Below are 13,690 nucleotides of genomic sequence, written 5' to 3' on the forward strand. Positions count from 1 at the left end.
GGAGAAACCGACATGGAAACCAAGACAAAACGCAAATTCTTCGATCATGGCAGACTGGAACGCAATGTCTCCCTGCTGGGGATCGCGTCGCTGATCGTCGTCGCCATTGGCGGCATCGTGGAGATCGCGCCGCTCTTCTGGATCGATAGCACGATCGAGAAGGTGGAGGGGATGCGTCCCTACACCCCCCTCGAACTGGCCGGGCGCAACATCTACATCCGCGAAGGCTGCTACAACTGCCATAGCCAGATGATCCGCCCGTTCCGCGATGAGGTGGAGCGCTATGGCCATTACAGCCTGGCCGCCGAAAGCATATATGATCATCCCTTCCAATGGGGGTCCAAGCGCACCGGGCCGGACCTGGCCCGTGTGGGCGGGCGCTATTCGGATGAATGGCATGTCCAGCATCTGGTCGATCCCCGCGCGGTCGTGCCGGAATCGATCATGCCGACCTATCCTTTCCTCGCGGAGCGGGAATTGAAGGCAGGCGACATGAGCGGCGACCTGACCGCCCTGTCGCGTGTCGGCGTCCCATATGACAAGGCCGCGATCGCTGCCGCCAATGAGGATTTGAAGGCGCAGGCCGATCCAACTGCCGACAGCAGCGCGCTGGTGAAACGCTATCCCAAGGCGCAGGTGCGCGATTTTGACGGCGACCCGAACAAGTTGACCGAAATGGATGCGCTGGTCGCCTATCTCCAGATGATCGGCACGCTGGTCGATACCAAGGCCGCCGCCGCGCAGGAGACGGTGCGATGAGCTATGACGCGATGCGCCATTTCGCCGACAGCTGGGGCCTGGTTTTCATGGGCCTCTCCTACCTGATCCTTATCGGCTGGCATTTCCGTCCCGGCGCGCGCCGCCGCAGCGGCGATGCTGCCACGATGATCTTCACCGACAGCGACACCAAGGGGGGCGACCATGGCTGACCCGACCAAGAGCAAGATCGACCAACCGACCGGCACCCCTACCATGGGGCATGAATGGGACGGGATCGAGGAACTGGATACACCGTTGCCGCGCTGGTGGCTGTGGACCTTCTACGCCTGCATCCTGTTTTCGCTGGGCTATGTCATTGCCTATCCGGCCTGGCCGCTGATCGAGGGCTATACCAAGGGTGCGCTTGGCTGGTCGAGCCGGGGCGATCTGGCCAAGGCGATGGCGACGCAGGCGGCGAAGGTGGCACCGATCCACCGGGCGATCGCGGCGACCCCTATCGATCAGCTTCCGGCCAAACCCGCCTTGATGCAGGCCGCGGTCGATGGTGGTCGCGCCGCGTTCAAGGTTCATTGCGTGCAGTGTCATGGGTCGGGTGCTGCGGGATCGAAGGGCTATCCCAACCTGAACGACGACGACTGGCTGTGGGGCGGCGATCTGGCCACCATCGAAAAGACGATCGTCGATGGCATCCGCAATCCCGATCATGCCGAAACCCGTCTGTCGATCATGCCGGCCTTTGGCCGCGACCAGCTGTTGCAGGCCGCGCAGGTCAATGATGTGGTTGCCCATGTCCGCACGATCAGCGGCCAGCAAAAGGGCGACGCCGCTTCACAACGCGGCGCGCAGCTTTTCGCGGACAATTGCGCGGTCTGCCATGGCCCGGCGGGCAAGGGCAATCGCCAGTTGGGTGCGCCCAATCTGACCGATGGCATCTGGCTCTATGGTGGCGATGGGGACTCCCTCCACCAGACCGTCTGGAACAGCCGCCAAGGCGTGATGCCGCGCTGGGGCGACAGGCTGGACGCAGCGACGGTGCGGATGCTGGCGGCCTATGTTCACAGTCTGGGCGGGGGCGAGGCTGCGCCCGTGATGGCGGTGGACAATGTTGCGGGCGAGGCGAGCGATGCGCGTCCTTAACCCCTCTCCGGTTTGGGATGGCGGGCGTCAGGCTGGCCTCCCATGACCACCGCCTCCCTGTCCCTCTACGAAAAGCGCAAGGGCGTTTATCCCAAGGCGGTCGATGGTTTCTACCGTCGCCTGAAATGGGCGGTGATGGCGGTCACGCTCGCCATCTACTGGATCACGCCCTGGCTACGCTGGGATCGCGGTCCCTATGCGCCGGATCAGGCTGTGCTGATCGATCTCGCCCATCGTCGCTTCTACATGTTCGCGATCGAGATATGGCCGCATGAATTTTACTATGTCGCAGGGCTGCTGGTCATGGCCGGGGTCGGCCTGTTCCTGGTGACATCCGCGGTCGGGCGGGCCTGGTGCGGTTATGCCTGTCCGCAGACTGTCTGGACCGACCTCTACCAGCATGTCGAACGGCTCATAGATGGCGACCGCAACGCGCAGATCCGGCTCGACAAGGCGCCCTGGACCGCAGGCAAGATCGCCCGGCGGGTTGCCAAATGGAGCGTCTGGCTGGTCATCGCCTTTGGCACCGGCGGCGCGTGGATATTCTATTTTGCCGATGCGCCGACGCTCCAGCACCAGTTCTGGAGCGGGACGGCGGCGAGTGTCGCCTATGCCACCGTCGCCGTGCTGACCGCGACGACCTTCATTCTGGGCGGCTTCATGCGCGAACAGGTGTGCATCTATATGTGCCCCTGGCCGCGCATCCAGACCGCGATGCTCGACGAAAAATCGCTGGTCGTCACCTACAAGCATTGGCGCGGCGAACGGCGTGGCAGCCTCAAGAAAGCGCAGGCGGCCCCGACGGAGTTCGGCGATTGCATCGATTGCGACCAGTGCGTCGCAGTCTGCCCGACCGGCATCGACATTCGGCAAGGGCCGCAGATCGGCTGCATCACCTGCGCGCTGTGCATCGATGCCTGCGACAAGGTGATGCGACAGGTCGGGCGGCCACGTGGCCTGATCGACTATTGCACAGAGGATGACGCCAATGCCGAAAAGGCAGGGCGCGCCCCACGCCCCGTCATCCGGTCGCTGCTCCACGTTCGTACGCTCGTCTATCTGACGCTGTGGAGCGCGGTCGGCGCGGCGATGCTGTTTGCGCTCGGCACCCGCACGCGCATGGACATCAGCGCGCAGCAGGATCGCAACCCTGTCGCCATGCGCCTGTCCGACGGCACGATCCGCAACGCCTTCACCGTCAAGCTGCGCAACATGGAATCGCGACCCCGGCCCATGCGGGTCACGGTGGAGGGGCTGGCCGGGGTCAGCCTGTGGACCGACCGCGATGGCCGGGCCGATGCGCGCACGGCGATCGACACGGTCGTCCCGCCCGACAGCGTGGCGAAACTGCGCCTCTTCCTCGCCGCGCCAGCCCACGGCCCGCAGCGTCAGGACTTCGCCTTCACTGTCCGCGCCACTGATCGCGAAGGTGGCGCTGACCATGAACCTGCTCATTTTGAAAGGCTGCAATAATGTCCGGCTTTCGCCTTAACGGTCGCCATGTCGCGGGGATTTTCGTCGGCTTCTTTGCCGTGGTCATCGCGGTGAATGTGCTGATGGCGAGCTATGCCATCGGGGGCTTTGGCGGGACGGTGGTCGACAATAGCTATGTCGCGAGCCAACGCTTCAATGAATGGCTCGCCATGGCGCGGCGGCAGGATGCGCGTGGCTGGCGGCAGGAAACGCGGTTGGACGCCGGACGCCATTTGGTCCTGACTTTGGAAGGGCCAAGCGCAACCCCGACGTCGGTTGCCGCGACGGCCGAGCATCCGCTGGGGCGCGCAGCCGACATTCCTTTGCGCTTTGAGGCGCGGGCGGACGGCCAGTGGCGCGCGGCAACCCCGCTGCCCGCGGGGCGATGGATCATCCATTGGACCGTCCAGGCCGACGGCCATGCCATGCGCTTTGTGGAAAGGAACGGATGATGCAGAGCGATCCTGTCACCTTGTCGCCCGATCTGGTCGTGCTGGAGACGGCCCATAGCATATTCGCGGTGCCGGACATGCATTGCGCCGGCTGCATCGCCAAGGTCGAGCGCGGGCTGACCATGCTGCCGGGCATCCATGCCGCGCGTGTCAACTATTCGGCCCGGCGCGTCGCCATCACCCATGATCCGGCGCTGACCGTGCCGGACCTGCGCGCAGCCATTGCAGGCATCGGCTTTGCTGCCGAGCCGCTGGCCGATCCGACGATCGAGGTGGAGAGCGCGCAGGACAAGCGACTGTTGCGCGCGCTGGCCGTCGCAGGCTTTGCATCGATGAACATCATGCTGCTGTCGGTATCGATCTGGTCCGGGGCGATGGGCGCGACCCGTGAACTGTTCCACTGGCTGTCCGCCCTGATCGCGCTGCCGACCGTCGCCTATGCCGGGCAGCCCTTCTTCCGTTCCGCCTTCGCCGCGCTGCGTGCCGGGCGGACCAATATGGACGTGCCGATCAGCATCGGGGTGCTGCTGGCCACGGGCATGAGCCTGTATGAGACGATTACCGGCGGCGCCCATGCCTGGTTCGACGGCGCGGTGATGCTGCTGACCTTCCTGTTGGCCGGACGATGCCTGGACGCCATGATGCGGGGCCGGGCGCGCGACGGTGTTGCCGCGCTGCTGCGCCAGACCGCGCCGGGCGCCTATGTGATCGAAGCGGGTCAGCGTCGCTGGGTCGCCGCGCGGGCGCTGGTGCCGGGCATGATGATGCAGGTGGCTGCGGGCGAGCGCTTTGCCGCCGATGGCGAAATTCGCGAAGGCAAAAGCAGTGTCGATCTTGCCTTCCTGACTGGCGAGAGCCAGCCGATGGCCGTTGGGGTCGGTGACGGCGTTCATGCCGGTGCGCTCAACATGGACGGGCCGCTCAGCGTCGTCGTGCGGGCGGCGGGTGCGGATACGCTGATCGCCGACATAGCGCGGATGATGGACGCCGCCGGGCAGGGCAAGTCCCGCTATGTCCGCATTGCCGACCGGGCGGCGCGGCTATACGCGCCTGCCGTGCATCTGCTGGCTGCCCTGTCGTTTGCGGGCTGGATGATCGCGGGCGCTGGCCTGCATCAGGCGCTGCTGATCGCCACCGCCGTGCTGCTCATCACATGTCCCTGCGCCCTTGGTTTGGCTGTGCCTGCCGCGCAGGTGGTGGCGTGCGGCGCGCTGATGCGGCGCGGCATATTGGTCAAGGATGGCTCCGCGCTGGAGCGGCTGGCAGAGGCCGACCGCGCGATTTTTGACAAGACCGGCACGTTGACGCTTGGTCGGCCAATGCCGGTGAACCTGGATGCGCTGCCGTCCGATGCCCGGCCCGTCGTGCTGGCTCTGGCCCGCGCCAGCCGCCATCCGCTCAGCGCGGCACTGGCCGAGGCGCTGCAACGACAGGGCGTCGTTGCGGCAACTCTGTCCGACCTGCGCGAGGAGGCTGGCGTTGGCGTGAGCGGGCTTTGGCAGGGGAGAACCGTGTCGCTTGCCCGACCGGAACAGGCGGGCAACTGGACCAGCCTGTCCACGGAGTATCGGGACAGTGAGCGACATAGCCTCCTGACCTTTGCCGACATGCTGCGTCCCGATGCCGCCGCGACGGCATCCGATCTGCGCGCTCTTGGCCTTGATCCGATCATCGCAAGCGGCGACCGGCCGCAGGCGCTGCACGATGTCGCCGCCGCGACGGGCATGTTGGCGACCGGCCATATGAGCCCGCAGGCCAAGCTGGCGATGATCGAGCGGCTCAAGGCGCAGGGGCATCGCGTGCTGATGGTGGGGGATGGCCTGAATGACGGTCCGGCGCTCGCGGCGGGGCATGTCAGCATGGCGCCATCCTCCGCCAGCGACGTCAGTCAATTGGCCGCCGATGTCGTGTTTCTGGGCGACAGCCTGGCCTCCGTCGCGGTTGCCGTGCGTGCGGCCCGGCGGACGCTGGCGATCGTGCGTCAGAATTTCCTGCTGGCCGTGGGCTATAATGTCCTGGCGGTGCCGCTGGCGATCGCCGGGCTGGTCACGCCGCTGGTCGCGGCTCTGGCCATGTCCAGTTCGTCGTTGATTGTCATTGCCAATGCCCTGCGGTTGCGGCGGGCTGCGCGATGATCGGCCTTGCCCTCCTCATTCCCATTGCCCTGCTGCTCGGACTGGTCGGCCTTGGTGCCTTCTTCTGGGCCTTGACCGCTGGGCAATTTGACGATCCTGACGGGTCCGCCCTGCGCATATTGAATGATGATGACTGATCCTTTGCGCTGAACCCTGTCTCATTGCGCGATCAGGTTCAGCGCGCGGGTCAGCAGCGCTACGAAGCGGGCTTCATCGACGCGGGCGGCGCTGTCGTTCCAGCTGGCCGCGATCGCGAACCAGCGGCCATCGCGCGCCTGCGACAGAAAATTCATGGCGATGACGCCCGGCTCCGATCCGCCCTTATAGCCCAGATAGCGCCAGCGTTTCGCGTCGGCCGGCGCGATGCCGGGATTGACCGCCATGATAGGCAGCGCGTCGCCGCCATTACGCCGCAGCCAGTCGAGCAGGCGAACCATATCGCGCGGCGTGGCGAACCATTCGATGCTGTCGATCGCGGTCGGCACTTCTGCAACCGTTCCGATATCCACCGCGCCCGCCGTCAATCGCGCGGCATCGGCGGCGATCAGCGCGCGGCGCGCATCCCGCGTTGCTGCGGCATAGCGGCGCGCAAGGTCGGCATTGGCGGGCATTTTAAGCGCGAAGGCCTCCGCGGTGGTCAGCAGCGGCAGCGTCGCGTCCGGGCGGGCATGGCCGCTTGCCCCGACCATCGCATCGACCCGCGCACGTCCCAGAGCCAGCAACAGCGTGTCTGCCGCGCTATTGTCGCTCTCCGCGATCATCGCCAGCGCCAGACTGTGCAGTGTCATCGGCGCACCATCCGGGCTTGTCAGCAGTCGCCCGGAAAAGCTTTTGTGCGCCAGCGGGATCACATCGCTCCAGCGCCGCTCCCCGGCTGCCACGGCGCGGGCGAGTTCCGCCACTATATAGAGTTTGAACGATGACCCGGTGGCCATCAGCGCGTCGTCGCGATGGCCATGCAGCCAGACCGGCCCAGCCTCGTCCAGCCGGGCGATGGAAAGGGCCGCCCTACCGGGCAGGGCTGCGATATCGGCCAATACCCGGTCCATACTGTCACCGCTTTGCCGTATGCCCACCAGTTGCAGGCCGATGACGCGGTGAGGCGCTTGCGGCGCTACGACGAGGGTGAAGCCGACCGTTGCCCGCTCATAGCGAATTTCCACCACACCCGTCGTCGGACTTTCGGCCTGCACCGCCCCACGCGCCACCGGCTTGCCATGCTGCCTGCGCAGATCGGCCGTCAGTGCGCGCCATTGCGCGACCGGCACGGCGTCCAGAAACAGGGTGGAGAAATAGGCATCCTCGCCACCGGGCGCCGACAGGATCGTCAACAACTGGTCAGCCCGCGCCTGATAGGCGGTAGTAGGTTGGGCAAGGCTGACGATCGGCCGGAAAATCAAAAGCAGAGCGAAGAAGATCGACCAGAGCCGCACACGCTAGATCCGTTCGTTTCGAGCGCAGTCGAGAAACGCAAAAGCGGACCAAGCGGCTTCTCGACTGCGCTCGAAGCGAACGGGTATCGGGGGCAAACGGCCCCTCATGCGTCGATCGCTTCTTCGTCCACCGCTGCCGCATTTTCCTGAATGAAGGCGAAGCGGTGCGCCGGGTTGGTGCCCATCAGCCGATCGACCAGATCGCGCACGCTGGCGCGTTCCTCGACATCGGCGGGCAGCGTGATGCGGATCAGGCTGCGGGTCTTGGGGTCCATCGTGGTTTCGCGCAGTTGCATCGGGTTCATCTCGCCCAGCCCCTTAAAGCGGCTGACCTCGACCTTCTTGCCCTTGAACTCCTTGCGCATCAGCTCGTCGCGATGCGCATCATCCTTGGCATAGAGACTCTTGCCGCCAGCCACGATCCGATAGAGCGGCGGCTGCGCCAGATAGAGATGCCCGCGCCGCACCAGTTCCGGCATTTCCTGAAAGAAGAAGGTCATCAGTAAGGTCGCGATATGCGCGCCGTCCACGTCGGCGTCGGTCATGATGACGATGCGGTCATAGCGCAGATTGTCGGGGTTGCAGTCCTTGCGCGTGCCGCAGCCCAGCGCCAGGATCATGTCGGCAATTTCCTGATTGGCCAATATCTTGGCATTATTGGCCGACGCGACGTTCAAAATCTTGCCGCGCAGGGGCAGGATCGCCTGGGTCTTGCGATCGCGCGCCTGCTTGGCGGAGCCGCCCGCCGAATCGCCTTCGACCAGGAAAATCTCGGTGCCTTCGGGATTGTCGGTCGAACAGTCGGTCAGCTTGCCGGGCAGGCGCAGCTTGCGCGCGCTGGTAGCGGTCTTGCGCTTGACGTCCTTTTCCTGCTTGCGCTTGAGCCGTTCGTCCATCCGGTCGATGACATAGGCAAGCAGCGCCTTGCCGCGATCCATATGGTCGGTCAGATAATGGTCGAAATGATCGCGCACCGCATTTTCGACCAGCCGCGCCGCGTCCGGGCTGGTCAGGCGATCCTTGGTCTGGCTCTGAAATTGCGGATCGCGGATGAACACGGACAGCATGATTTCCGATGACGTCATGATGTCGTCGGCGGTGATGTCCTTGGCCTTTTTCTGGCCGATCAGGTCGCCGAAGGCGCGGATGCCCTTGACCAGGGCGGTGCGCAGACCCGCTTCATGCGTGCCGCCATCTGGCGTCGGGATGGTGTTGCAATACCAGCTATAGCTCCCATCCGACCAGAGCGGCCAGGCGACCGCCCATTCGACCCGCCCGGCGGTGCCGGGAAAATCCTGATTGCCCGCAAAAAAGACGCTGGTCGCACATTCGCGGTCGCCGACCTGTTCCTTCAGATGATCGGCAAGGCCACCGGGAAACTGGAACACCGCCTCGGCCGGCGTATCATCGCTGATCAGCTCCGGCGCGCATTTCCATCGGATCTCGACGCCTGCGAACAGATAGGCCTTGGACCGGGCGAGACGATGGAGGCGGGCGGGCTTGAATTTCTGCTCGCCGAAAATCTCCGTATCGGGAACGAAGCTGACCGATGTACCGCGCCGGTTGGGGGCCGCACCGACCTTTTCCAGCGTGCTGGTCGGGTGACCCTGCGAAAAGCTCTGACGGAACAGCTCCTTGTTGCGGGCGACCTCGACCATGGTGGTGGTCGACAGCGCGTTGACCACGCTGATCCCCACGCCATGCAGACCGCCCGACGTGGCATAGGCCTTGTCGGTGAACTTGCCGCCCGAATGGAGCGTGGTCATGATGACCTCCAGCGCGGACTTGCCGGGGAATTTGGGGTGCGGATCGACGGGGATACCGCGACCATTATCCGTGATGGTCAGGCGGTTGCCCGGCTCCAGCGTCACCTCGATCCGGGTGGCATGGCCCGCGACCGCCTCGTCCATGCTGTTGTCCAGCACTTCGGATGCCAGATGGTGCAGCGCGCGTTCGTCCGTGCCGCCAATATACATGCCGGGACGACGACGGACCGGTTCCAGTCCTTCGAGCACTTCAATGGCGGAGGCGTCATAGCCGGGGGAGGATGTGGGCTGGGCGGCGAACAGGTCATCGGACATGATTGCAAGCTATAGGCAGGCGGACGATCCGCGCAAGCGCTGTGCTGAAATGGCAACAGCAACAAAATGTTGCATTGCGATGTGAAACAAAAGCGCCGTTCAACCCGTTAGCGGATCGCAGTTGGGTTTTTATACCCGATCAGGCGAGGAGATTTTTCAATGCATTTCAACCGTATCGCGCCGCTTGGCGCCACCCTGGCGCTCGTTCTGGCGGCAACGCCCGCCCTCGCGCAGGATAGCGGCACGGTCGACTGGACCGGTCCCTATGTCGGCGGGTCGTTTGGCTATAATTGGCAGAAGAGCGATCAGGGCGAACATCTGCGCTTCGACACCGATGCCGATGGCGACTATGATGATGTTGTGACCACAACGACCGGAGCTAATGCTTTTTCCCCCGGCACCTGCGGCGGCGCAGCGCGTGGCGCTACCCCGGTTCAGGGTTGCGATGATGACAAGGATGCGATCGGCTGGATGGGCCATGTCGGTTATGACATGCAGTTTGGCGGCATTGTCGCCGGTGTCGTCGCCGAAGCGGGCAAGGCCTATATCAGCGACAGCGTGACCGAATATTCGACCACTCCGGCTTTCTACACCATGACGCGCCGGATCGACTGGAACGGCAATCTGCGCGCGCGCTTGGGCTACACCACGCCCAGCGGCATCATGCCCTACATCACCGGCGGTCTGGCCTATGCGAAGGTCAAGAACAGCTTTGGCACCAGCAATGGCGCGAACAGCTTTACGCAGGTCGATGCCAAGGAAGATGCATGGGGCTGGACCGCAGGCGGCGGCATCGAAGCGAAAGTGTCCGACAATTTCTCGATCGGCGCCCGCTATCTGTGGACCCGCTACAATGTCGGTGATTATCGCGTCGATGTCGGCGCAGGTAGCGCGCCTGCAACCAACCCGTTCTTGATCACCCCATCGGGCGGCACGAGCATGAACCGTGGCGACAAGTTCGACACGCAGAGCGTAATGGTCACGACCAGCTTCCGCTTCTGACCCAGACATTGAAAAAGGGGCCGGTTCCTGCACAGGAACCGGCCCCTTTTTGCGTCTGTACCAAATGCTGCTTAGCGAACCCGTGGCCCACCAAAGGGTAGCGGCGGGGGCGGGCGGCGGGTGCCGCGCGGCAGTTGCGCCTGATAGGCGCGACCGCAATGTTCGACGCAATAGGGGAAGCCGGGATTCACCTGCTCGCCACAAAAATGGAAGTCCGGCTCACCCGGATGCCCCATCGGCCATTTGCAGATGCGCTCGGTCAGATCGAGCAGCGACGTCTTGCCTGCAATCTCGGCGCTCGGCTTTGCGGGGACCAGACGGCGGGGTGGTGCGGGCGGGATCGGTGCCTGCTGGTCGCCCGGACCCTGACGCAGGAAACCGCCCGGCCCGACCGACACGATGCGCGGCTGCGGCTTGGGCGCGACGACCGGTGCCTCGTCAGTGACGGGCGCAGGCGTGGCGGGCGCAGCGGCCGGCGTGAAGGCGCGGACTGGGGCCGGGGTTTCAGCCGCTGGCGCGGGCGTGGCCGGACGCGGCGCTGCCTCTACCTCGGCCGCCGGAGCGGAGCTGGCCGGCTTGCGCGGTGGCACGGCTGCTTTCTTGGGGGCGTCATTGGCCTTGACCGGCGAAGGACGCGATTGCAGGCCAAGGCGATGGGCCTTGCCGATCACCGCATTGCGGCTGACGCCGCCCAGTTCCTCGGCAATCTGGCTGGCGGTCAGGCCGCGCTCCCACATCCCTTTGAGCTGGTCGATACGCTCGTCGGTCCAGGACAATGAAACACTCCTCAAAATATCTGGCTGCGTCCCTATATGGGAAGCCGGTGCGCAGGTTCAAATCCATGAACAGCCCCCTTGCAGCAAATCCTCTCAGCCGATAGTCGATCCAACCATGAACGACCAGCCCAAAATTGCCTCATCCGCCCCGGTCCTCCCGCCATTCCCCGAACCGGGGGTGCCGGTGATTCGCAACATCAACTGGGCGGGCAGCTGGGCGCTCTATCTGAAGGAAGTGCGCCGCTTCATGAAGGTGCAGCTTCAGACGGTGTGGGGACCGGCGATCACGACCCTGCTGTTCCTGGTCATCTTCATCGTCGCCCTGGGTGGCAGCGGCCGCACCGTGATGCTGCGCGGGCAGGCGGTGCCCTTTGCCGATTTCGTCGCCCCCGGCCTCATCATCATGGGCATGATCAACGCCTGCTTCGCCAATGCCAGCTTCCCGCTGATGGTGGGTAAGGTGCAGGGAACACTGGTCGATTATCTGATGCCGCCCATTTCGGTCGGCGAATTATTGGGCGCACTGGTCGCCTCCTCGGTCACGCGCGCCTTGTTCGTCGGTTCGGCGCTATGGGCGGCGATGGCGCTGTGGCCGGGTGTTCATGTCACACCCGCGCACCTGTGGGCGGTGCTGTGGTTCGCGCTGATCGGCACCAGCTTCATCGCCTTTCTGGGCGTGCTGACCTCCATCTGGGCGGACAAGTTCGATCATAACGCCGCGGTCACCAATTTCCTCATCGGCCCGCTGGCGCTGCTGTCCGGCACCTTCTACTCGATCGACCGGCTGCCGCCCTTCTTTCAGGCGATCAGCCACGCCAATCCCTTCTTCTATATCATTTCGGGCTTCCGCTATGGCTTCGTCGCGGCGGCCGACACCAATATCATCGTGGGCAGCAGCGTGCTTCTGGCGCTCAATATCGGGCTGGGCGCGCTTTGCTACACGCTGTTGAAGCGTGGCTGGAAGATCAAGGCGTAGGCTTCAGGAAAAGGCGGCGAGGATCGGCATGATGGCGCTGAGGACGATCACTATCGCCGCCGCCATCAGCCAATGACGCCAGCGGGGCAGGGCGCTGTCGTGCGCCTCTTCGTCCCACGGCCACATCAATGGCCGACACCGCCAAAGCGCGTGGACGCAAAGCCCGCCTTGATCGTCGTACATTTCATAAAGTGAGCATTACCCGCGCAAGTGTGGATGCGCCAGCATAGCATCGAGCAGTTGCAAAACTATCGTCGGGCGGCCCGCGTTCAGGCGATGGTTACATTTCTCTGCCACATCGGGCTGCGATACCGCTTTGCAGCATGAAAGATTGATGATGAAGGTTGCCCGATGAAGGTCGCCATAGTGTTCGGCACCCGCCCCGAAGCGATCAAGATGTTCCCCGTGATCCACGCCCTGCGCGCACGGCCGGGCGTGGAAACCCGCGTCATCGTGACGGCCCAGCATCGCGGGCTGCTCGATCAGGTACTGGAGATTGCCGGAATCGTGCCGGACGTTGACCTTGACGTCATGGTCCCGAACCAGACGCTCGACGGGCTGACCGCCAAGCTGATCGTCGAGCTGGGCAAGGCGTTCGACGCGGAAAAGCCCGATCGCATCGTGGTCCATGGCGACACGCTGACCACCATGGTCGCCAGCCTTGCAGCCTATTATCGCAAGATCCCGGTCGCCCATGTCGAGGCGGGGCTGCGCAGCGGCGACATCCACCATCCCTGGCCTGAAGAGGTCAACCGCCGCGTCGTCGCCTGCATAGCCGACATGAATTTCGCGCCCACGCAAGCCGCTGCCGATGCGCTGCTGCGCGAAAGCCGCGATGCGGCGGGCATCCACATCACGGGAAATACGGTGATCGACGCGCTGCTTGCCACCCGCGACCGGGTGCTGGCCGATCCCACGCTTGCCAGCGGCCTGGACGATCTCGCCGCGCGCTTTGCGGGCAAGCGCATCATCGCCGTGACCAGCCATAGGCGCGAAAATTTCGGCGGCGGCATGGAGGCAATCGCCCGCTCTATCGCTGACATTGCCGCCCGTCCCGATGTCGCGGTGATCTTCCCGGTCCACCCCAACCCCAATGTCCGCCCGATCATGGACGCCGTGCTGGGCGACCTGCCCAATGTCGCCATGATCGAACCGCTCGATTACCCCCATTTCGTCCGTCTGCTCGATCTCTGCACGATCGTCCTGACCGACAGCGGCGGCGTGCAGGAGGAAGCGCCCTCGCTCGGCAAGCCGGTGCTGGTGATGCGCGAAACCACCGAACGGCCCGAAGGCGTGGAGGCTGGCACCGCCAAGCTGGTCGGCACCGACCGCGCGCTGATCGTGCGTGAAGTGCTGGCGTTGCTGGACGATGAGGACGCCTATGACGCGATGGCGCGGGCGCATAATCCTTTTGGCGATGGCCATGCGGCGGAGCGGATTGCGGGCGTAATCGCGGGATAGAAATTTCCTCCCCGGTACGGGGAGGGGGACCACGAAGTGGTGGA

14 protein-coding genes are annotated in these 13,690 nt (G+C 64.5%); 10 read left to right on the forward strand and 4 right to left on the reverse strand.

The window, feature by feature from the left end; all coding sequences use genetic code 11:
• Positions 1-12 precede the first annotated feature (12 nt).
• From ccoO to ccoS, 7 genes are read left to right on the forward strand one after another with little or no spacing between them, the layout of a single operon-like run.
• Positions 13-759 carry a cytochrome-c oxidase, cbb3-type subunit II gene (gene ccoO / locus KRZ98_RS03360; RefSeq protein ID WP_217672220.1) on the forward strand — a complete coding sequence of 249 codons (747 nt, stop codon included), beginning with the start codon at positions 13-15 and terminating at the stop codon, positions 757-759.
• Positions 756-929 (forward strand): cbb3-type cytochrome c oxidase subunit 3, encoded by a 174-nt coding sequence (locus KRZ98_RS03365; protein WP_017182345.1) that lies wholly within the window; start codon positions 756-758, stop codon positions 927-929. Before ccoO ends, KRZ98_RS03365 begins: the two co-directional genes overlap by 4 nt.
• Positions 922-1,857 (forward strand): cytochrome-c oxidase, cbb3-type subunit III, encoded by a 936-nt coding sequence (gene ccoP, locus KRZ98_RS03370; RefSeq protein ID WP_217672221.1) that lies wholly within the window; start codon positions 922-924, stop codon positions 1,855-1,857. Before KRZ98_RS03365 ends, ccoP begins: the two co-directional genes overlap by 8 nt.
• Positions 1,858-1,899: 42 nt before the next feature.
• Entirely contained in the window at positions 1,900-3,330 is a 1,431-nt protein-coding gene (gene ccoG / locus KRZ98_RS03375) for a cytochrome c oxidase accessory protein CcoG (protein WP_217672222.1), read from the forward strand.
• Entirely contained in the window at positions 3,330-3,782 is a 453-nt protein-coding gene (locus tag KRZ98_RS03380) for a FixH family protein (RefSeq protein WP_217672223.1), read from the forward strand. Before ccoG ends, KRZ98_RS03380 begins: the two co-directional genes overlap by 1 nt.
• The gene (locus tag KRZ98_RS03385; protein WP_217672422.1) at positions 3,782-5,917 is read left to right on the forward strand and encodes a heavy metal translocating P-type ATPase; all 2,136 of its coding nucleotides are present in this window, start codon (positions 3,782-3,784) and stop codon (positions 5,915-5,917) included. The genes KRZ98_RS03380 and KRZ98_RS03385 overlap by 1 nt, the downstream gene beginning before the upstream one ends.
• A complete protein-coding gene (ccoS, locus tag KRZ98_RS03390) occupies positions 5,914-6,054 on the forward strand; it encodes a cbb3-type cytochrome oxidase assembly protein CcoS (RefSeq protein ID WP_006959946.1) in 141 nt (46 codons plus the stop codon). Before KRZ98_RS03385 ends, ccoS begins: the two co-directional genes overlap by 4 nt.
• Before the next feature lie 21 nt (positions 6,055-6,075).
• Here ccoS and KRZ98_RS03395 read toward each other — a convergent pair whose 3' ends face one another.
• Entirely contained in the window at positions 6,076-7,323 is a 1,248-nt protein-coding gene (locus KRZ98_RS03395; RefSeq protein ID WP_368389780.1) for a serine hydrolase, read from the reverse strand.
• Positions 7,324-7,454: 131 nt separating this feature from the next.
• Positions 7,455-9,431, reverse strand: coding sequence for a DNA topoisomerase IV subunit B (parE, locus tag KRZ98_RS03400; RefSeq protein WP_217672225.1), 1,977 nt, complete (start codon positions 9,429-9,431; stop codon positions 7,455-7,457).
• A gap of 159 nt (positions 9,432-9,590) precedes the next feature.
• Between parE and KRZ98_RS03405 the strand changes: the two genes are divergently transcribed.
• On the forward strand, positions 9,591-10,433 hold the full coding sequence (locus KRZ98_RS03405) for an outer membrane protein (protein ID WP_217672226.1): 843 nt from the start codon (positions 9,591-9,593) through the stop codon (positions 10,431-10,433).
• A 71-nt stretch (positions 10,434-10,504) separates the two neighbouring features.
• Here KRZ98_RS03405 and KRZ98_RS03410 read toward each other — a convergent pair whose 3' ends face one another.
• Positions 10,505-11,209, reverse strand: coding sequence for a GcrA family cell cycle regulator (locus KRZ98_RS03410; RefSeq protein ID WP_217672227.1), 705 nt, complete (start codon positions 11,207-11,209; stop codon positions 10,505-10,507).
• A 115-nt stretch (positions 11,210-11,324) separates the two neighbouring features.
• Here KRZ98_RS03410 and KRZ98_RS03415 point away from each other — a divergent pair, with 115 nt between their 5' ends.
• Entirely contained in the window at positions 11,325-12,185 is an 861-nt protein-coding gene (locus KRZ98_RS03415; RefSeq protein WP_217672228.1) for an ABC transporter permease, read from the forward strand.
• A gap of 3 nt (positions 12,186-12,188) precedes the next feature.
• On the opposite strand, the gene KRZ98_RS24350 is transcribed toward KRZ98_RS03415, so the two are convergent.
• Positions 12,189-12,311: a hypothetical protein gene (locus tag KRZ98_RS24350; protein WP_302849061.1), complete on the reverse strand. Its 123-nt coding sequence runs from the start codon at positions 12,309-12,311 to the stop codon at positions 12,189-12,191.
• 225 nt (positions 12,312-12,536) lie between these two features.
• Here KRZ98_RS24350 and wecB point away from each other — a divergent pair, with 225 nt between their 5' ends.
• On the forward strand, positions 12,537-13,646 hold the full coding sequence (wecB, locus tag KRZ98_RS03420; protein ID WP_217672229.1) for a non-hydrolyzing UDP-N-acetylglucosamine 2-epimerase: 1,110 nt from the start codon (positions 12,537-12,539) through the stop codon (positions 13,644-13,646).
• Positions 13,647-13,690 lie beyond the last annotated feature (44 nt).

It is taken from the genome of Sphingobium sp. AS12, assembly GCF_019097845.1.
Taxonomy (GTDB): domain Bacteria; phylum Pseudomonadota; class Alphaproteobacteria; order Sphingomonadales; family Sphingomonadaceae; genus Sphingobium.

Excerpts from the sequence above, each read along its gene's own strand:
- KRZ98_RS03380 (WP_217672223.1), top strand. The coding sequence starts at position 3,330 with ATGTCCGGCTTTCGCCTTAACGGTCGCCATGTCGCGGGGATTTTCGTC.
- wecB (WP_217672229.1), top strand. The coding sequence starts at position 12,537 with ATGAAGGTCGCCATAGTGTTCGGCACCCGCCCCGAAGCGATCAAGATG.
- ccoS (WP_006959946.1), top strand. The coding sequence starts at position 5,914 with ATGATCGGCCTTGCCCTCCTCATTCCCATTGCCCTGCTGCTCGGACTG.
- KRZ98_RS24350 (WP_302849061.1), bottom strand. The coding sequence starts at position 12,311 with ATGTGGCCGTGGGACGAAGAGGCGCACGACAGCGCCCTGCCCCGCTGG.
- parE (WP_217672225.1), bottom strand. The coding sequence starts at position 9,431 with ATGTCCGATGACCTGTTCGCCGCCCAGCCCACATCCTCCCCCGGCTAT.
- ccoG (WP_217672222.1), top strand. The coding sequence starts at position 1,900 with ATGACCACCGCCTCCCTGTCCCTCTACGAAAAGCGCAAGGGCGTTTAT.
- ccoO (WP_217672220.1), top strand. The coding sequence starts at position 13 with ATGGAAACCAAGACAAAACGCAAATTCTTCGATCATGGCAGACTGGAA.
- KRZ98_RS03385 (WP_217672422.1), top strand. The coding sequence starts at position 3,782 with ATGCAGAGCGATCCTGTCACCTTGTCGCCCGATCTGGTCGTGCTGGAG.
- KRZ98_RS03415 (WP_217672228.1), top strand. The coding sequence starts at position 11,325 with ATGAACGACCAGCCCAAAATTGCCTCATCCGCCCCGGTCCTCCCGCCA.
- KRZ98_RS03365 (WP_017182345.1), top strand. The coding sequence starts at position 756 with ATGAGCTATGACGCGATGCGCCATTTCGCCGACAGCTGGGGCCTGGTT.
- ccoP (WP_217672221.1), top strand. The coding sequence starts at position 922 with ATGGCTGACCCGACCAAGAGCAAGATCGACCAACCGACCGGCACCCCT.
- KRZ98_RS03405 (WP_217672226.1), top strand. The coding sequence starts at position 9,591 with ATGCATTTCAACCGTATCGCGCCGCTTGGCGCCACCCTGGCGCTCGTT.